Raw genomic sequence first — 20,078 nt, forward strand, 5'->3', positions numbered from 1 at the left:
GTGATGGCCTTTTCGCTGCGGTGCCGGGATCCGACAAGCCAGCTACTGCAGGGGATTGTGTCGATGGCACAATTGGCGGTGTGTCAGGGACCATTGATGTCGCCGGTGATGGCCTCTTCGCTGGCAAGCCAGCTCCTACAGGGGGGTTGTGGTGTTGGTCAGGTGGGCTGCAGCGGCATGGTCAACTTGACCCGCAACCCATCCGGTCGGCTGTCGAAATGCAGGGTACAACCGCAGCGCTGTACGATCGCCTGGACGATCGCCAGTCCCAAGCCGCAACCGGTGCTCTGGCCGTTGCGCCAGAAACGCTGGGTCAGGTGTTGCAGATCATCGTCGGCAATGCCCGGCCCATGGTCGCGCACCACAAACTGCACGCGATCGCCGGTGGTTTCCAGACTCAGCTCCACCGGCCCGTCGTTGGGGGTGTGACGCAGGGCGTTGTCCAGCAGGTTGCGCAGGGCCGCGATGGACAATACCGCCGGCATTTGCACCGGGGCATGAGAGATTTTCGACGGTACCTGGAATCTGATTCGCTGGCGATCACCACTGGCGGCGTCCTGAATCGCCAGTTTAGCCACTTGCTCGGCGCTGCATTGCGCACCATCGTCGAACGACAGACTGCCCTCGACCCGCGCCAGCAGCAGCAATTGCTCAAGGGTCCGATGCAGGCGATCGGCGCCCTCTTCGGCCCGGGCCAGGGACTGATCCCGGGCCGCGCCTTCGGTCATGCGCGCCACTTGCAGGTGGGTCTTGATCGCTGTCAGCGGGCTGCGCAACTCGTGGGCCGCGTCACCGGTCAGGCGGCGCTCGCGCTCGATGGTCTTGCCGATCCGCTGCAACAGCTGGTTCTGGGTATCGAGCAAGGGTTGCAGTTCACTGGGCAACGGCTGGATCTGCAACGGCTCCAGGGAGTCGGCGCTGCGCCGTTTCAAGGCATCGCGCATGCGATTGAGCGGTGCCAGTCCCTGGCCGATGCCCAGCCACAGCAGGCACAGGCAACCAAGCAACGCCACGCCTACCGGCACCGAGGCGGCCAGCAGGATCGACATGTTCAGGGCTTCGCGCTCGATCTGACGGTCGGCCGTGGTGATGCGCAGATCGCCGCGGGCCAGGGTGAAACTGCGCCACGGCGCGCCGTCGATCATCTGATCGTGGAAGCCCATCTTCTCGGCTTCCAGGGTTTGTTGCGGGTCGGTGTGGCTACGGGCGAGGATTTCGCCGCGCAACGAGCTGACCTGACACGCCATGCCACCGGGGATAGTCAGCTGTTCGGCGCTGAAGTGAGTGCCCTCGCCCTTGCTCGGCAACGCCGGCAATTGCTCCATCAGACCGGCGACCATGCGCGCCGACGCCACCAGCCGCTGGTCGAGGGAAAACATCATTTGATTACGCAGGTCGCTGAGCATCCAGGCCGCCGCCAGGGCCCAGATCAGCGCAAAAGCGGCGCCCAGGGTGAGGCTCAGGCGCAAACGCAGGCTCATCACTTCGATTGATCTCCGCCGTCCGCCGGCCCCAGGCGGTAACCCAGGCCGCGCACGGTCTCTACAATGCCGTTACCCAGCTTACGCCTGAGATGATGGATATGAACATTGAGGGCGTTGCTTTCCAGTTCGTCGTTGAAGCCGTAGACGCTGTCCTTCAGTTGTTCGGTGGACAGCACCCGTCCACGATTATGCAACAAGGCTTGCAGCAGTGACTGTTCACGACGCGACAGGTCCACCGGCTGCCCGCCGAGCCTGGTTTCGCGACTGCTGGGATCGTACGTCAGCGCACCATGCTCGATCAGGTTGACGCTGCGCCCGGCCACACGGCGCAACAAAGTGTGCAGGCGCGCCGCGAGTTCACGCAGGTCGAACGGCTTGAGCAGGTAATCGTCGGCACCGGCCTGCAAACCGTCGACACGGTCGGTGACCGAGTCCCGGGCGGTGAGGATCAGCACTGGAATTTCGAGACCACTGTGACGCAACTGCTGCAACAGCTTCAGCCCGTCCTCATCGGGCAGGCCGAGGTCGAGCACCATCACATCAAATTCGGCGACCTTCAGCATCGCCCGGGCCGCCGAGGCGGTAGCCACGTGCTCCACCGTCAGGCCCTGTGCGGTCAAGCCGGCGACAATGCCGCTGGCGATCAGCTCATCGTCTTCGCAAACCAGTACGTGCATGCTCAAACCTGTGGATAAAAGGTGATTAGGCCGGCGCCCGATTAAGCGGACATTATGCCGCAAGTGCCACGGCGACAAGACCATCGCGGTTAATCATCGGTTAATCGCCATTCGTCACTGTGCACATCACTTGCACAGGGACAAGGCCTACCCATGCTTCGACTGTTTCTATTTTTTGCGCTCTTGATCTCGGGCCTGGCCCAGGCAGGGACTGATCCGTTCGCGACCAAGCCGGACTTTCTTCCCGTCGACAAAGCGTTCGTTTTCACCTCTGAACGTCTCGAGACCGGTGAAACCCAGCTCTATTGGCAGATCGCCGACAATTACTACCTCTATCAGCAACGCCTGAAATTCGACGGGTTGGACCCGGCGTTCAAACCTGCGCTGCCCGAAGGCGAATCTCATAGCGACGAGTTCTTTGGCGAGCAGCAGGTCTATCGCCAGGGCCTGGAGTTGAAAATTCCGGCGGGCGCCACGGGCCAGATCAAGGTGGGCTTCCAGGGTTGTGCCGATGCCGGCCTGTGTTATCCGCCGCAAACCCAGGTGGTGGATCTGGGTGCAAACGCTGCGGCATCGGCCGTCGGCGAAGCACCTGATCAAGCCTTGGCCAGCGGCCTGCAACAGCGGGCACTGGGCTGGAGCCTGCTGGTGTTCTTCGGCCTTGGGTTGCTGCTGGCCTTCACCCCTTGCACCCTGCCCATGCTGCCGATTCTCGCCGGTTTGATTGTCGGCAGTGGCGCCACGCCCCGACGAGGGTTTGCCTTGGCCAGCAGCTATGTGATCTGCATGGCGCTGGTGTATGCGGCGATGGGTGTGCTGGCAGCGCTGCTTGGGGCCAATCTGCAGGCATTGCTGCAGAATCCCTGGTTGCTGGGCACCTTCGCCGCGGTGTTTGTGCTGCTGGCGTTGCCGATGTTCGGCTTCTTCGAGTTGCAATTGCCGGTAGCGGTGCGCGATCGCCTGGAAAATGTCTCTCGCAACCAGCGCGGTGGCAGCCTCATCGGCGCGGGTGTCCTGGGGGCCGTCTCCGGCCTGCTGGTGGGCCCCTGCATGACCGCTCCGTTGGCCGGCGCCCTGCTCTACATCGCGCAAAGCGGCAATGCGTTGCATGGCGGGCTGATTCTGTTCGCCATGGGCATCGGCATCGGCGTACCGCTGCTGTTGCTGGTGACGGTGGGCAATCGCTTCCTGCCTAAACCCGGCGCGTGGATGAACCTGCTCAAAGGCGTGTTCGGCTTCCTGTTCCTCGCCACCGCGCTGCTGATGCTGCGTCCGGTGCTGGCCGAATCCCTGTGGGTCGGGCTGTGGGGTGCATTGTTGTTGATCGCCGCCTACAGTGCCTGGAAACAGTCGGATGGGTTCGGGCGCGTCGCTCACCTGTTCGGTGCCAGTTCGCTATTGCTCGGCGTATGGGGCAGCCTGCTGATGATCGGTGCCGCCGGCGGCAGCGATGATCCGTTCAAACCGTTGCAGGTCTATAGCGCGACAAACCCGGGCAGCGCCACAAGCCCTGTCGGTCACGACGCCTTCACCACGGTCAAGGACCCCGCCGCCCTGCAACGGGAGCTCGATGCGGCACAGGCACAAGGCCAATGGGTGCTGCTGGACTACTACGCCGACTGGTGTGTGTCGTGCAAGGTCATGGAAAAACAGGTGTTCGGCAAAGCCCATGTGCTGCAAGCCTTGAGTGATGTGCGCTTGCTACGGCTGGACGTCACGGCCGACAATGCCGCCAGCCGCGAACTGCTCGCCCGGTACAAAGTGCCGGGGCCACCGAGCCTGTTGTGGATCGGCGCCGACGGCATCGAGCGCCGCAGCCAGCGCATCACCGGCGAGGTCGATGCCGACACCTTCCTGCAACGTTGGACCACCACCCGAGACGCTCGTTAATGCTGACTTTTACCCTCGGCACCTTTGCCATTGCGCTTAATCACCTGCTGCTGATCAGCGCCTTGGCGCTGGCGACCTTTGTCGGCTGGCGGGTGGCCAAGCGCGGTGGCGAGAATCCCGAGTCGGCGCTGTTCAGTCTGTTCCTGCTCGGCATGCTGGCGGCGCGAGTGGGGTTTGTCGCCCATTACTGGCCCCATTATCGGGACGATCCGTGGCAGATGATCGACCTGCGCGACGGCGGTTTCCTGGCCTGGCCGGGCGTGATCGTGTTGCTGCTCGCGGCCTTGTATCGAGGCTGGCGTCGCCCCGGCTTGCGCCGTCCCCTGGGATTTGGCGTGGCCAGCGGCTTGGCATTCTGGCTGCTGGCGACGTTCTCCCTGACAATTTACGAGCAAGGCACGCGCCTGCCGGATATCGCCCTGCGCAATGCCGCGGGTGAAACCGTGCAACTGGCCGACTACAAGGGCGGCCCGCTGGTCATCAATCTCTGGGCCACCTGGTGCCCGCCCTGTCGCCGGGAAATGCCGGTGCTGGAAGAAGCCCAGCAACAGCGCCCGGACCTGACCTTCCTGTTCGTCAACCAGGCCGAAAGCATGCAAAGTGTCAGCACCTATCTGGAAACCCAGGGCCTGAGCCTGTCCAACGTGCTGTTCGATGGCAGCGGCCGATTGGGCCAGGCCGTCGGCTCCATGGCATTGCCGACTACGCTGTTCTATAGCCCCGAAGGTCGTTGGCTGGGCAGCCATCTGGGAGAGCTGTCGGACGCCAGCCTGGCCCGCGCCCTGGAAAACTTCGACACCTCTAATCCTGCCGCACCAGCCACTTCTTCAAGGAAATTGCCATGCCCCGCCTCCGCCACCTGTTAACGCTGACCCTGGGCGCCACCCTGCTGCACCTGCCGTCGGTGCAGGCTGCCGAAGAACTGCCCGAAGCGATCAGGAAGATCGAAGCCAAGGGTGCGAAAATCGTCGGCCAATTCGATGCCCCCGACGGTTTGCGCGGCTATGCGGCGCAGTACCAGAACCGGGGCCTGGCCCTGTACCTGACCCCGGATGGCAAGCATGTTCTGCTGGGCAATCTGTATGACGCCGAGGGCAATGACCTGAGCAGCGCGCCATTGCAGAAGCTGGTTTATGCACCGATGGCGAAAGAAGTCTGGGCCAAACTGGAAACCAGCCACTGGATCGCTGACGGCAAAAAAGACGCACCGCGGGTCGTCTATATGTTCAGCGACCCGAACTGCCCTTACTGCAATATGTTCTGGGAACAGGCGCGGCCGTGGGTGAAGTCCGGCAAGGTGCAACTGCGCCACATCATGGTCGGCATCATCCGTGAAGACAGCCCAGGCAAATCGGCGGCGCTGCTGGCTGCCAAGGACCCGCAGAAAGCCTTGCAAGACCATGAAGGTGCCGGCAAGGGCAGCTCGCTCAAGGCCTTGAAAGAAGTGCCGCCGGCGATTCAGGCGAAGCTTGCAGCGAACATGCAGATGATGGAAGAGCTGGAGTTGTCCGCGACCCCGGCGATTTTTTATATGGATGACAAAGGTGAACTGCAACAGCAGCAAGGCGCGCCTTCGCCGGACAAATTGGTGAAGATTCTCGGGCCCAAGTAGGAGCGAGCTTGCTCGCGATGGTCGCCAACGATAACGCGTTCTTTCAGGATGCACGCGTTGTCCTTGCGTTTTTCGCGAGCAAGCTCGCTCCTACAGGGGGCTGCGATTTTTTTTCAATGCTCCGCTGAATTGCTCTGGGCCAAAAACGTCAGCAGTTCATCTGTGACGAACTGCTGATTCTCCAGATTGGAGATATGCCCCGCCTCCGGCACCAGCACGTACGGGCATCCGATCAACTCGGCCATTTCCCGGGTTTCCGCCGGTGGCCGTGGTTGATCCTGATCCCCACACATCAGCAGCGTGGTCTCAGCGTCCAGCTCGTCCAGACGCGGCAGCAGATCGTCCCGGCCAAACGTGATCCGCCCCATCGGCACGATGCTTTGGCGCAGACGCTCCGACGGCAGCGCCGCCAACGACGCACGGAAATCCTGATAAAGCGCCGACTCCCGGTCGATATCAGGATGGAAGAAAATCGGCACAATGATATCCAGCAGCTGTAGCGTGATCACGCCGGCTTCTTCGATCTGCTTTAACAATGAGAAATAATAATCGCGAGTCGGCACGGGCTCATCACCTAGATAGGTGTCCATCAGCACCAGGCCGTTGATTCGCCGGGGTGCCGACAAGGCCAGGCGCGCGCCCCACATGCCACCGACCGAAAGCCCCACCAGCGTGACGCGTTCGATGTCCAGATGATCGAGCAAGGCCAGTCCCTGACGAGCGATGTCATCCAGTGAAGTGGTCGTTTGCGGTAGCGGCCCGGACTGGCCATGGCCCCACAGGTCCGGGGCGATCACCCGGTAGTGTGGCGACAGGGTGGCAATCTGCGGCGCCCACATGGCCTGGTCCCACAGATAGCTGCCGGCCAGCAGCACTGCCGGGCCAGTGCCTTGATCGATGTAGTGCAGCGGTTGTCCATCTATTGTGACGAAGGGCATTGACTGTTTCCTTGGTGAAATGGGATTCACTTAAAGAGCAGGGGCAGCCTGAGCTGGGTGGAAACGGCAGTCAACGCGCAAATATGCGCAAAATGTGCCGGCCCCTTCGCGAGCAGGCTCGCTCCCACATTGGACCGTATGTTCCGAGAGTACGCGGTCCAAATGTGGGAGCGAGCCTGCTCGCGATGGGGCCTCTGCAGTCGCTAAAGAATCAAAGCCCCTCCAACTCCGCCATCAGATCATTCAACCGATCCACCTTCTCCTCGGTGATGTCACTCGCCGCCAACCCATCGATATGCTCGGCCAATTCCTCCACCGTGCTGCACTCGAACATCGCGCGCAACGGCACATCGCGTTGCAAGGTTTTCTGCACCCGCGAAGCAATCTGCGTCGCCAGCAGCGAATGCCCACCCAATTCGAAGAAGTTGTCGCGAATGCCGACCTTCTCGACCTTGAGCACTTCGGCCCAGATATCAGCCAACGTCTGCTCCAGCGCATTACGCGGCGCCTGGTAGTCCTGGCTCTGCAACTGGCCGATCTCCAGTGCCGGCAAGGCTTTGCGATCGAGTTTGCCGTTGGCGTTGAGCGGCATCCGCTCGAGCCACAGCCAATGCAGCGGCACCATGTATTCCGGCAGCTCGGCGCGCAGGCGTTGCTTGATGCGCTCCAGGCGTTCGCTCGGATTCAGCGTCGTCTCGGCCGCTACCAGGTACCCCACCAGATGCTTGCCGTTGCTGCCCTCCTGCACGCCGACCGCCGCTTCACGGACCTCCGGTTGCTCGTGCAAACGGGCTTCGATTTCACCCAGCTCGATGCGGTAACCGCGAATCTTCACCTGGTGGTCGATGCGCCCGACGTATTCCAGCACGCCGTCACTGCGACGACGGGCCAGGTCCCCGGTGCGATACAGGCGACCGCCCGGCGCACCAAACGGATTTGGCACAAACACCTGCGCGGTGCGCAACGGATCGCCGACATAACCGCGACCCACCCCGGTGCCTGCGACGCACAACTCGCCCACCGCCCCCCAGGGCACCAATTCCAGCGCGCCATCGAGCAGGTACAAACGGTTGTTGTCGGTCGGCGTACCGATCGGCAAATAACTGCCGCGCGTCGACGCCAGGTCCACACGGAAGAAGGCCACGTCATCCGAGCACTCCGCCGGGCCATAGGCATTCACCAGTGCGATGTCCGGGTAGCGCAGCAGCCATTGGTGCGCCAGTTCCGGCGGCATCGCTTCGCCGGTTGGCAGCATCCAGCGCAGACCGCCCGGGCTCATGCGTTCCTGGGCGAGCATGCCCTGGATCAGCGACGGCACGCTTTCCAGCACGGTGATGCCCTGGCTCTGCACATGGGCCAGCAAACCTTGCGGGTCATGGGCGATGGTGTTCGGCACGATGTCCACCCGCGCACCGAACAATGGCGCGGCAAGGAACTGCCAGACCGAAATGTCGAAGCTTTGCGAGGCGGTCTGGGCGATCACGTCGGCTTCGCTCAGGTTCAGGTACGGTACCTTGCTCAGCTGGTTGTTGAGCATGCCGCGCTGCTCGACCATCACCCCTTTCGGCAAGCCGGTGGAACCCGAGGTGTAGATCACATAGGCGAGATTGTCCGGGCCGCTGTAGATGCCAGGATTCACCACCGAAACATCGCTCGCTTGCACCTCTTCCCAGACCAGCAACTTCGGACGATTGGCGCACCCGAACTCATCGAGCAATGCCATGGCCTGCTCGTGGCAAGCTTGAGTGCAGACCAGCAACGGCGTACGGCTCAGGTCGATGATCCGGCTCAAACGCTGACTCGGCAGTCCCGGGTCCAGCGGCAAGTAACCGGCGCCGGCCTTGAAGCTGCCGATGATCATGCCCAGCAGATCGAGGTTGCGTTCCGCCAGCAACGCCACCGGTTGATCCAGCCCGACGCCGGCCGCGACCAGTGCATGGCCGAGGCGGTTGCTGCGCTGGTTCAGCTCGAGGTAACTGTGCTGCCGATCCAGGCAACTGGCGGCCATCCGCTGCGGATGCCGGGCGACCTGCGCTTCGAACAACTCGACGTAACTCTGCTCCAGCGGGTAATCGTGCTCGCTCTGGTTGCAGCCATGGATCAGGAAGTCCTGTTCCTCGGCCCCCAACAGCGGCAGATCGGCCATGTCGCCATGGAAGCCTTCGACCAGTGCCAACAGCAAACGCTTGAACTCGCCGAGCATGCGCTCGACGGTCGACTCGTCGAAATAACGCTGGTCGTAGGACAGGTGCAAGCCCAAGTCATCGCCCGGATAGCACACTGCGGTCAACGGGAAGTTGGTGTGGGTGCGGCCCGAATCCGAGGTCGCATTGAGGCTTTGCGCACGGTCCAGCACCGAGACTTCCACCGGGGCGTTTTCGAACACGAACAGGCTGTCGAACAACGGCTGGCCCTTGGGCAGTTCGCTGTTTTCCTGAATGTTCACCAGTGGCAGGTACTCGTACTCGCGCAGCTGCATGTTGCTGTCGAGCAAGCTGCTCAACCACTGGCGCACGCTGCAGCGCTGGTCGTCTTCCGGCATCTTCACCCGCAGCGCGATGCTGTTGATGAACAGGCCGACGGTACGCTGCATCTGCGGCATGTCCACCGGGCGCCCGGCCACGGTGACGCCGAACAGCACGTCGCGATCACCGCTCAGACGTCGCAATACCAGGGCCCACGCCGCCTGGGCGAAGGTGTTGATGGTCAGCTGATGCGCCTGGGCCAGTTCGCGCAGTCGGGCGCCATCACGGGCATCGAGGCGGGTATAGCGGTCGCCGACGAGCATGCCGCCGCTGTCACCGGCGTGTTCGCGCAGGAACGGCCGGTCACTCGGAATCGGGGTGGTGCGTTCGAAGCCTTGCAGGTTGTGCTTCCACCACTGCCGAGCCTCGGCCAGGCTCTGGCGTTGCAGCCAGCCGATGTAGTCGCGATAGCGCGGTGGCACGGCCAGCTGCGCTTCCCGGCCTTCGCCAAGGGCGCTGTAGATCTCGAAAAAATCGTTCATCAGCAGCGAACGGCACCAGGCATCGATCAGGATGTGGTGGTTGCTCATCATGAACCAGTAGCGCGCCGCGCCGACCCGGATCAGACGCAGATGGAAGGGTGCCTGGTTGAGCAGATCGAACCCGGCCTCGCGCTCGCTTTTGAGCAGCGCCTGCAACTTCGGCTCCTGTTCGGCTTCGGCGATAGCGCTCCAGTCCAGGTACTCGATCGGCGTGCTGCCCGGTTTGTGGATCACTTGCAGCATGTCTTCGCCGACGTTCCAGCAGAACGACGCACGCAGGGCTTCGTGACGGGCGATCACCGCTTGCCAGGCCTGGGCGAAACGCTGCGGGTCGAGCTCGCTGTTGATGCGGTAGCGATCCTGCATGTAGTAGAGGCCGGTGCCCGGTTCCAGCAAGGTGTGCAGCAGCATGCCTTCCTGCATCGGCGTCAGCGGGTAGACGTCTTCAATGACCGAGGCCGGCACCGGCAACGCATCGAGTTGCGGCTGGGTCAGCCTGGCCAGCGGGAAGTCCGACGGCGTCAGGCCGCCCGCGCCGTCCTGCAGGCAATGCTCGATCAGACTTTGCAATTCGCCAAGGTAAGCGTCCGCCAGGTCGGTGATGGTTTGCCGATCATGGCGTTCGACGCTGTAGGTCCAGCGCAGCACCAGCTCACCGCCGTACACCTGACTGTCGACGCTCAGCTCGTTGGGCAGCGGCGCTTTCGGATCGTGTGCGGCGCCGACCGGTTCATCCAGCGGACGGAACAACGCATCGTTGCCAAAGCTCTGGTCGAACTGGCCGAGGTAGTTGAAGGTGATCGGCGCCACCGGCAGTGCAGCCATGGACTGGCGGCACGGCTCATCGGCCAGGTAGCGCAACACGCCATACCCCAGACCTTTGTGTGGCACCGCACGCAGTTGTTCCTTGATCGCCTTGATCGAGGCGCCCTGCTCTTGCATCGGCATCAGGCGCAGCGGATACGCACTGGTGAACCAGCCGACGGTGCGGGTCAGGTCGATCTCATCGAACAGGGTTTCGCGGCCGTGGCCTTCGAGTTGAATCAATGCTGATTCATGCCCGCTCCAGCGGCACAACACGCGGGCCAACGCGGTCAGCAACAGGTCGTTGACCTGGGTGCGGTAGGCGGCCGGTGCCTGCTGCAGCAATTGGCGGGTATGCTCGCTGTCGAGGCGGACGCTGACAGTGTGTGCATGGCGATTCTGCCGACCGCCCTCGGGACGTTCGCACGGCAAGTCAGCAGCCGGACCGGCCAGTTGCGACCGCCACCAGCGCAGTTCTTCGCGCAGGGATTCGCTGCCGGCATAGGCTTGCAAACGTGCCGCCCAGTCCTTGAACGCACTGGTTTTTGCCGGCAGTTGGACGGACTGTCGAGCGTCCAGTTGGCGATACACCGTTTGCAAATCGTCCAGCAACACCCGCCACGAAACCCCGTCAACCACCAGGTGGTGAATGGCGATGAACAGCCGCTGTTGCGCCTCAGGACCATCGACCAGCAGCGCGCGCACCAGCGGCCCTTCCTCAAGGTCGAGGCTGCGCTGGGCATCGGCGAAGAGTGCCGCGCATTTGTCCATGGACGAAACGCGCACTTGCCACAGCACCGGCGCCTCGGAAACCGCTTGGTGCTCGGCCTGCCATTGGCCTGCATGTTCAGCGAAACGCAAACGCAAGGCGTCGTGCTGTTCGATCACCGCCAGCAGTGCCGCTTCAAGGCGATGGGGTTCCAGGGGCGCTGTCGGTTCCAGCAGCAACGCCTGGTTCCAGTGTTGGCGCTGCGGGATCCTGGTGTCGAAAAACCAGTGCTGGATCGGCGTCAACCGCGACTCGCCGGTGATCAGGCCTTGTTCGGCGCTGAGTTGTTCGGCATGGGTCGCCACAGCCGCCAGGGTCTGCACGGTCTGATGCTGGAACAGGTCCCGCGGGCTGAAGTTAATGCCCTGCTGCCGCGCCCGGCTGACCACCTGGATCGACAGAATCGAGTCGCCGCCCAGTTCGAAGAAGTTGTCGTTGAGACCGACCTGTTCGACGTTCAGCACTTCGCACCAGATGTCGGCCAGGGTCAGTTCGAGCTCGCTGCCCGGTGCCACGTATTGCTGGCGGTTCAGTTCCGGATCCGGTGCCGGCAGTGCGCGGCGGTCGAGTTTGCCGTTGGCGGTCAGCGGCCACTGAGCCAGCAGGATCAGGTGCGTGGGCACCATGTAATCCGGCAGTTGCGACTTGAGGTGAGCCTTGAGGGATTCACGCAGTTCGGCTTGTTGCCTTTCATCCTGTTCGGCGAACTCGGTGACAACGTAGCCGATCAGTTGCTTGCCACTCGATGCATCGAGCGCCAACACCACCGCTTCACGGACCGATTCGTGCTCCAGCAGTCGGGTTTCGATTTCCCCCAATTCGATGCGGAACCCGCGAATTTTCACTTGATGGTCAATACGTCCCAGGTACTCCACCAGCCCATCGGCGCGCTGACGCACGAGGTCGCCGGTGCGGTACAGACGCCCGCCATCGGCGGCGAATGGGTCGGCGACAAAACGCTCGGCTGTCATCCCCGGACGCTGGTGATAACCCTGGGCCAGACCGGCGCCGCCGACATACAACTCACCCGTCGCGCCTTGCGGGACCAACGCCAGGTCGGCATCGAGAATATAGGCCACACGAGCGCCGATCACACTGCCGATCGGTACGCTGCCCAGGCCTTCTGCCAACTGTTCCGGCGCCAGGCTGGCCAGCGGCATGACCACGGTTTCGGTCGGGCCGTAGGCGTTGAAGAACAGGCTCGGCTTGAACGCCGCGCGGATTCGCTGCAGGTGTTCGCCGGTCAGGGCTTCGCCGCCGGTGATGCACATGCGCACCGGGAGCGTCTCGTTTCGAGTCGCCAGCCATTGCGCCAACTGGCTGCCGTAGCTCGGGGTGAAGCCGAGGATGTTGATGTGGTGACGGCGGATCAGACCGCAGATTTCTTCCGCGTCCCACTGGCCTTGGGCACGCAGGACGACCTGGGCGCCGCTCAACAACGGCACGAGCAAACGTTCGGTGGCGGCGTCGAAATTGATCGAATAAAAGTGCAACTCGCAATCGTCCGGGCGCATGCCGAAACGTTCGATCACGGCGCGGCAGTGCATGGCGATTTCGCCGTGGGATACCACCACGCCTTTGGGCTTGCCGGTGGAGCCGGAGGTGTAGATCAGGTAGGCCTGATGTTGCGGCAGGCTGATAAACGGCAGCTCGCTGGCCGGATAGTTGATCAGCTCGGCAGAGTCTTCGTCCAGGCACCAGCGGACGACAGTGGAAGGCAACTCACCCAGTGCGTCGAACATCGCCGCATCGCTGAGCAGCAGACCGATGCCGCTGTCTTCGATCATGTAGTGCAGGCGATCCAGCGGGTATTCCGGGTCCAGCGGCACGTAGGCGCCGCCTGCCTTGAGGATTGCCAGCAGGCCGATGACCATCTCCAGCGAACGCTCAAGTGCCAGGCCCACGCGGACCTGCGGGCCAACCCCGCGTTCGCGGAGCATCCAGGCCAGGCGATTGGCGCGGCTGTCGAGTTCGGCGTAGCTCAGGGTGTGTCCGGCAAAGGTCAGTGCCGGGGCATCCTTGCGCAGCAGCGCCTGCTCGCTGAACAGGTGATGGATGCACTGATCCAGGCGATGCTCGCCCGGCGCGACGCCGAGGCTGTCGAGCAGCTGTTGCTGTTCGCTCGCCTCCAGCAACGGCAGCTCACTGAGGCGCTGTTGCGGATCGGCCAGCAGCGCTTCGAGCACGTTGCGCCAATGCGCGGCCATGCGCGCAATGCGCGGTTCGTCGAACAGGTCGGTGCTGTAGGTCAGGCAGCAACCCAGGCGATGATCGAGGTCGGTGACTTCCAGGTTGAGGTCGAACTTGGTCGCCCTCGCATCGTTGGCCAGGTACTCGACGGTCATGCCGGCGAGGGTGCGGCTCTGTTGAAACTCCCAGCGCTGCACGTTGCACATCACCTGGAACAGCGGGTTGTAGGCAGCGCTGCGCGGTGGCTGCAAGGCCTCGACCAGATGGTCGAATGGCAGGTCCTGATGGGACTGGCCCTCGATCACGGTGTGGCGAACCTGCTCGAACAACTCGCCGACGGACATCTGGCCGTCGAGCTGGCAACGCAGCACCTGGGTGTTGAGGAACGCACCGATCAACCCTTCGCTTTCCGGACGGATCCGGTTGGCGACAGGGGCGCCGATGCGCAGGTCGGTCTGGCCGCTGTAGCGGTACAGCAGCACGGCCAGCGCGGCAGTCATGGTCATGAACAGGGTCAGGCCGTGGTGTGCATTGAAGGCGCGAACCCGGGCGGCAAGCTCATCGCTGAGGTCGAAACGAAACAGTTCGCCCTGATGGCTTTGCACCGGCGGCCGCGGACGGTCAGCGGGCAATTCCAGCAGCGGATGTTCGCGGCCCAGTTGTGCGGTCCAGTAGTCGAGCTGGCGCTGGCGTTCGCCGGACTCCAGCCACTGGCGCTGCCACACGCTGTAATCCAGGTACTGCACCGGCAGCGGTGCCAGCGGCGACTCGCGGTCCTCGACAAAGGCTTCGTACAGCGCGCTCAGTTCCCGGGCGAAAATGTCCATCGCCCAGCCTTCGGTGACGATGTGGTGCAGGGTCAGCACCAGGTAGTGTTCCTGCCCGGCGGTCTTGACCAGGCAGGCGCGCAGCAGCGGTCCGGTTTCCAGGTCGAATGGCGTGTGGGCTTCGCCGTCGGCCAGTTGCTGGACTCGCTGTTCACGGCTGTCGGCATCCAGCGCAGAGAAATCTTTCCAGTCCATGCGCAAGCCGGTTTCTGCATGAACCTGTTGCCGGGCCACGCCATCGACGCTCGGGAAGGTCGTGCGCAAAGTTTCGTGGCGCATGATCAGCGCCTGCAACGCCGCTTCAAAACGCCCGACGTCGAGCACCCCGCGCAACCGCGCCATGCCGCCGACGTTGTAGGCTGGGCTGTCCGGTTCCATCTGCCAGAGGAACCACATGCGTTGCTGGGAATAGGACAACGGCACCGCCAAGCTGCGATCGACTGTCTCGATCGGCGGCTGCCGGTTGGTCTTGCCGCTGGCCTGGATCAATTGAACCTGTTCGGCAAATGCCCCCAGTTCGCTGTTCTCGAACAATGCGCGCAGCGGCAACTCGACGTCGCAGGCCTGACGGGTGCGGGAAATGATTTGCGTGGCCAGCAGCGAGTGGCCGCCGAGGGCGAAGAAATCGTCGCGCAGACCGATTTTCGCGAGGCCAAGAACTTCGCGCCAAATAGCGGCGACTTTCTGTTCCAGCGCGGTGACCGGCGCGACATGTTCGCCGCCTTGCCACTGGGGTTCCGGCAAGGCGCGACGGTCGAGCTTGCCGCTCGGGCCGAGGGGCATCTGGTCCAGACGCATCAGCTGCGCCGGGACCATGTATTCGGGTAACTCGGCGGCCAGTGCGGTTTTCAGGCGCGCGGTTTGCGCCTCTTCAGTTTCGCTGGTTTGCGAGACGGTGTAGTAACCGATCAACTGTCCGCCGGCCGCCGTTTCACGCACCAGCACCACGGCTTGTGCAACGCCCGCCTGGATCAGCAGCCGTGCTTCGATTTCTTCCGGTTCAACCCGGAAGCCGCGCAACTTGACCTGCTGATCGAGGCGACCGAGGTAGTCGATCACGCCATCGGCAGCCCAGCGGACACGGTCGCCGGTGCGATACAGACGCGCACCCTGCTCGCCCAGCGGATCGACGACGAAGCGTTCGGCGGTCAGGCCTGGACGACCCAGATAGCCTCGCGCCAGGCCGATGCCGCTGATGCACAATTCACCCGGTACGCCGACCGGAACCGGATTGAGATCACCGTCCAGCACGCGGCACACCACGTTGCCCAGCGGACGCCCGATCGGCGAACGCTCGCCATCGGCGGTGGTGCACTGCCAGTGAGTGACGTTGATCGCTGTTTCCGTCGGGCCATAGCGGTTGTGCAATTGCACCACCGGCAATTGTTCCAGTACCCGATTGCGCAACTCGGCAGGCAAGGCTTCACCGCCGCAGAACACACGCCGCAGGCTGGCACAGCCGGCGGTCAGCGGTTCGTCGATGAACAGCGCCAGCAACGGCGGCACGAAGTGCAGCGTGGTCACGCCGTAGGTTTGAACGAGTTGCGCAATGCGGTGCGGATCGCGGTGTTCACCGGGGCCGGCGAGCAGCAACCGACTGCCGGTGATCAGCGGCCAGAAGCATTCCCACACCGACACGTCGAAGCTGATCGGTGCCTTTTGCATCAACACGTCGGTGTCGTTCAGGCGATAGGTGTCCTGCATCCATTGCAGGCGTTCGGCGAGGGCGGCGTGAGTGTTGCCGACGCCCTTGGGCTGACCGGTGGAACCGGAGGTGTAAATCACATAGGCAAGGTTGTCGCCGTGCAAATGCAGGCCCGGCGCATGGCTCGGCCAGCCATCCAGATGCAAGGCGTCCATGGCGATCACGCTGACGCCGTCGGCAGCCGGCAAACGGTCGAGCAGTCCAGTCTGGGTCAGCAGCAATTCGACGCCGCTGTCGTGGAGCATGTAGGCCAGGCGTTCGGCCGGGTAGTCCGGGTCCAGCGGCACATAGGCGCCACCCGCCTTGATAATCGCCAGCAGGCCGACCAGCAACTGCGGCGAACGCTCGGCGGCGATGGCCACGCAGACATCCGGGCCAACGCCTTTGTCGCGCAGGTAATGGGCCAGACGGTTGGCCTGACTGTGCAGTTCGGCGAAGTCGAGTTGGCCGCCGTCCCACATCAACGCGACGCGTTCCGGCGTCAGGCGCGCCTGTTCGTGGAGCATCTCTGGCAACCATTGGCTGGCCGGCTTGCAGGGTGCCGCGCTCCAGCTTGCTTGCTGATCGAGCTCACTCGACGTCAGTAATGGCAGATCGGCAATGGCGGTTTGCGGCTGTGCGCACACCGCCCGCAGCAGGTTGCTGAAATGCTCGGCCAGCCGCTCGATGGTGGCGGCGTCGAACAGTTCGCTGGCGTAGTCGAAGGACAGGCTCAGACGACCGTTGCGGTCTTCCTCGCTGTGCAGTTGCAGATCGAACTTGGCTTCGCGGCTGTGCCATGGCAGTTCTTCGGCAAGCAGCCCCGGCAGACGCTTTAAGGCGCCGAGGTCCCGTTGCTGGTGGTTGAACATGACCTGGAACAAGCCTTGTTCGCGAGCCTGCGGGAAGGCTTCGAGCAGTTGTTCGAACGGCAGGTCCTGATGTGCTTGAGCACCCAACGCGGCCTGGCGGACCTGCGCCAGCAGATTCACGAATGGCAGCCGCGGATCGACCTCGGCGCGCAGCACCTGGGTGTTGATGAAAAAGCCGATCAGGCCCTGGGTTTCCAGGCGCGGACGGTTGGCATTGGGCACACCGATGCGGATGTCGCGCTGGCCGCTGTAGCGGTGCAGCAGGCTCTGGAAGGCGGTGAGCAACAGCATGAAGGTCGTCGATTCATGGGCCTGGGCGGTCTGGCGAATGGCATCGCTCAGCGTTGCGCCAAGCTTTATCGAATGACGGGCGGCACTGTGGCGGTGTTGCGCCGAGCGCGGGTGGTCGGTGGCCAGCGTCAGTGTCGGATGCTCATCGCCCAGCTGTGTTTTCCAGTAGGCCAGTTGCCGCTCGCCCTCCCCTTGCGCCAGCCATTGGCGCTGCCAGCTGCCATAGTCGGCGTATTGCGTGGGCAATGCCGCAAGCGTTGCCGTTTGTCCCTGGGAAGCGGCAGCGTACAGGCGCGAAAACTCGTCGATCAGCACGTTCAGCGACCAGCCATCGGCGATGATGTGGTGCAGCGTCACCAGCAGCTGGTGATCCTCATCATCGAGGCGCACCAGCGTCACCCACAACAGCGGACCTTTCTCCAGGTCGAATTGGGTTCGGGCTTCGTCCTCACGGATTTGCCGCGCGCGAGCTTCACGCTCGATCGCTGGCAGGTGGCTGATATCGATCAATTGCAGGTTGAATTCGGCGACGGAATCGACCTGTTGCAGGGCCACGCCGTCACGTTCGAAGAAGCGAGTGCGCAAGGATTCGTGACGTTCGATCAGTTGCTGGAAACTGGCGCGCAACGCGTCTTGATCCAGCTCGCCGCGCAGGCGCAAGGCACCGGGAATGTTATAGGCGCTGCTTTGCGGATCCAGTTGCCAGGTGATCCACAGACGGTTTTGCGCCAGGGATTGGGGGATGGCTTCGCTGCGCGACAGTAGGGTGATCGAGCCTTGGGCCAGGCCACCGTCCTGTTGCCGTTTAACCACTGCAGCGGTAAACGCACCGAGGGTTGGCGCTTCGAACAACAGGCGCAGGTTCAGCTCCAGGCCAAGTTCTTCGCGCAGACGCGCGACCACTTGCGTGGCGGCGATGGAGTTGCCGCCCAACAGGAAAAAGTGATCGTCGGCATTGACCTGTCTGACCTGCAATTGCTCGCACCAGATCTGGCCGATCAGGGTTTGCAGCCCGGAGCTCGATTCGGTTTGCGCCTCATGCTCGCTGCCCACCGTCGGGAACAGCGCATAACTGTCGAGGCTGCCGTCCGCCAGACGATCGCGGCACGCCGAGCGTTGCAATTTACCGCTGGAGGTCTTGGGCAACGCGCCCGGGTTGAGCAGCACCACTACGCCAGGCGCTTGCTGGTACGCCTCGGCCACCGCTTGACGGATGGCTTTGATCAGCGCGTCGGGCGCGAGGATTTTTTGCACGCTGCGGCTGATTTCCGCCGCGATGCCGATGCCTTCCTGCCCGTCGATGTTCACGGCGAAGGCGGCGACGCGCCCCTTGCGCACCACTTCCACTTCGCGCTCGATGGTCTGTTCGATGTCCTGCGGATAGAGGTTGTGCCCGCGCACGATCAGCAGGTCTTTCAGGCGCCCGGTGATGAACAGCTCGCCGTTGCGCATGAAGCCCAGGTCGCCGGTGCGCAACCAGGTACGGCCGGTGTGCTGGACGAAGGTCTTGGCGGACGCTTCGGGGTTGCGCCAGTAGCCGTGGGCGATGCTCGGGCCGCTAGCCCAGACTTCGCCGACGGCGTTGTCCGCCAGTTCGTCGAGTGTCGAGGGATCGACGATCAGTATCCCGTGATCCGGTTGGCCAATGCCGCAGCTCATGATCGCGCTGCCCTCCCCCGGCTCGGCACGATGTTGCGCCAGCGCCCAGTCATCCACCCGCAGGTTGCCGATACCCTGGCCGCGAGGGCTGCCGGCGACGAACAGCGTGGCTTCGGCCAGGCCATAGGACGCCATGAAACTGTCCGGGGTAAAACCGCACGCCGCGAACTTCTCGGCAAAGCGCTCCAGGGTGTCGAGGCGAATCGGTTCGGAGCCGGAATACGCCACGCGCCAGCCGCTCAGGTCGAGGCGCGCCAGGGCCGATTCGCTGACCCGCTCGCTGCACAGCCGATAGGCAAAATCCGGCCCGCCGCTGATGGTGCCGCCGTACTCGCTGATCGCTTCCAGCCAGCGCAACGGCCGGCCGAGGAAGTAGGCCGGCGACATCAGGATGCACGGCACGCCGCTGAAGATGGGCTGCAACAGGCCGCCGATCAAGCCCATGTCGTGGTACAGCGGCAACCAGCTGACGATCACGTCGTCGGGGTTCAGATCGATGCCGAAGCCGTGGCGAATCAGCAATTCGTTCGCCACCAGGTTGCCGTGGCTGACCTGCACCCCTTTAGGCAAGGCGGTGGAGCCGGAGGTGTATTGCAAGAAGGCAATGTGGTGGGCCTGCAGGTCCGGCGCGACCCAACGCTCGGCCAGGGCGCTGTCGAGGGTATCGACGCACAACAACGGCGGCGCGCCTTCGATGTGCAACAACGAATCCCGCAGGCCGGCGCTGGTCAGCAACAGACGCGGTTCGGCATCGCTGATGATCGACAGCAGACGTTCCTGATGATGACGACGGGTCGATTCCGGTGGATAGGCCGGCACCGCGATGACACCTGCGTACAGACAGCCGAAGAACGCCGCGACGTAATCCGGACCACTGGGGAACAGCAGCACCGCGCGATCGCCAAACTCGGCCTCGGCCTGCAACGCGCCGGCAATGAGGCGTGCCCGCCGATCCAGTTCGCGATAACTGAGCACCCCAGCCTGATCCTCGGTTTCGGCGAGAAAACGCAAGGCCACCCGGTCCGGCGTCAGGGCCGCGCGGCGCTGAAGGGCTTGGACCAGGGTGCTGGGGAGTTCGAACGCGTCGGTCATGGGGTTTCCTGCCTGAATTCGGCTGCAGGAGCGAGCTTGCTCGCGAAAGACCGGAGAACGCCGCGGGGGGACCCATCGTCATCGTTAACGACCTTCGCGAGCGAGCTCGCTCCTACAGGGTTATGAGGATTGCGCTGTGCTATTCACCAATGGGAACGGATGACGTTCGCAAATAATTAGTCGACTGGCCGGATCGCCAGCCCCGCTGCGGTGCGTCAGCGTGTCGCAGTTCTCAGTTTGCACCTTTGCAGAGCATTAATTCTCTTTCTCAATTGACAATCA

7 protein-coding genes are annotated in these 20,078 nt (G+C 63.2%); 3 read left to right on the forward strand and 4 right to left on the reverse strand.

Translation table 11 applies throughout. The features are described from left to right. Positions 1-158: 158 nt before the first annotated feature. Positions 159-1,484 (reverse strand): ATP-binding protein, encoded by a 1,326-nt coding sequence (locus F8N96_RS22520; RefSeq protein WP_150799685.1) that lies wholly within the window; start codon positions 1,482-1,484, stop codon positions 159-161. Further along, positions 1,481-2,161, reverse strand: a complete 681-nt coding sequence (locus F8N96_RS22525; protein ID WP_150799686.1) for a response regulator — start codon at positions 2,159-2,161, stop codon at positions 1,481-1,483. The genes F8N96_RS22520 and F8N96_RS22525 overlap by 4 nt, the downstream gene beginning before the upstream one ends. Before the next feature lie 153 nt (positions 2,162-2,314). On the opposite strand from F8N96_RS22525, the gene dsbD reads away from it, so the two are divergent. The 3 genes from dsbD to dsbG are packed head-to-tail and all read left to right on the forward strand — an operon-like array spanning position 2,315 to position 5,663. Beyond that, complete coding sequence (dsbD, locus tag F8N96_RS22530) at positions 2,315-4,051, forward strand: protein-disulfide reductase DsbD (RefSeq protein ID WP_150799687.1); 1,737 nt, start codon at positions 2,315-2,317, stop codon at positions 4,049-4,051. Next, positions 4,051-4,917, forward strand: coding sequence for a TlpA disulfide reductase family protein (locus F8N96_RS22535; RefSeq protein WP_150799688.1), 867 nt, complete (start codon positions 4,051-4,053; stop codon positions 4,915-4,917). Before dsbD ends, F8N96_RS22535 begins: the two co-directional genes overlap by 1 nt. Next, on the forward strand, positions 4,893-5,663 hold the full coding sequence (gene dsbG / locus F8N96_RS22540) for a thiol:disulfide interchange protein DsbG (protein WP_150799689.1): 771 nt from the start codon (positions 4,893-4,895) through the stop codon (positions 5,661-5,663). Before F8N96_RS22535 ends, dsbG begins: the two co-directional genes overlap by 25 nt. A 113-nt stretch (positions 5,664-5,776) precedes the next feature. Here the strand turns inward: dsbG and F8N96_RS22545 are convergent, their stop codons facing one another. Both F8N96_RS22545 and F8N96_RS22550 read right to left on the reverse strand, forming a co-directional pair. Beyond that, positions 5,777-6,601 (reverse strand): alpha/beta fold hydrolase, encoded by an 825-nt coding sequence (locus tag F8N96_RS22545; protein WP_150799690.1) that lies wholly within the window; start codon positions 6,599-6,601, stop codon positions 5,777-5,779. A 211-nt stretch (positions 6,602-6,812) separates the two neighbouring features. Beyond that, positions 6,813-19,796, reverse strand: coding sequence for a non-ribosomal peptide synthetase (locus F8N96_RS22550; protein WP_150799691.1), 12,984 nt, complete (start codon positions 19,794-19,796; stop codon positions 6,813-6,815). Positions 19,797-20,078: the final 282 nt, after the last annotated feature.

Source organism: Pseudomonas fluorescens (assembly GCF_902497855.1).
Taxonomy (GTDB): domain Bacteria; phylum Pseudomonadota; class Gammaproteobacteria; order Pseudomonadales; family Pseudomonadaceae; genus Aquipseudomonas; species Aquipseudomonas fluorescens_BI.

Excerpts from the sequence above, each read along its gene's own strand:
- F8N96_RS22525 (WP_150799686.1), bottom strand. The coding sequence starts at position 2,161 with ATGCACGTACTGGTTTGCGAAGACGATGAGCTGATCGCCAGCGGCATT.
- F8N96_RS22535 (WP_150799688.1), top strand. The coding sequence starts at position 4,051 with ATGCTGACTTTTACCCTCGGCACCTTTGCCATTGCGCTTAATCACCTG.
- dsbG (WP_150799689.1), top strand. The coding sequence starts at position 4,893 with ATGCCCCGCCTCCGCCACCTGTTAACGCTGACCCTGGGCGCCACCCTG.
- F8N96_RS22550 (WP_150799691.1), bottom strand. The coding sequence starts at position 19,796 with ATGACCGACGCGTTCGAACTCCCCAGCACCCTGGTCCAAGCCCTTCAG.
- F8N96_RS22545 (WP_150799690.1), bottom strand. The coding sequence starts at position 6,601 with ATGCCCTTCGTCACAATAGATGGACAACCGCTGCACTACATCGATCAA.
- dsbD (WP_150799687.1), top strand. The coding sequence starts at position 2,315 with ATGCTTCGACTGTTTCTATTTTTTGCGCTCTTGATCTCGGGCCTGGCC.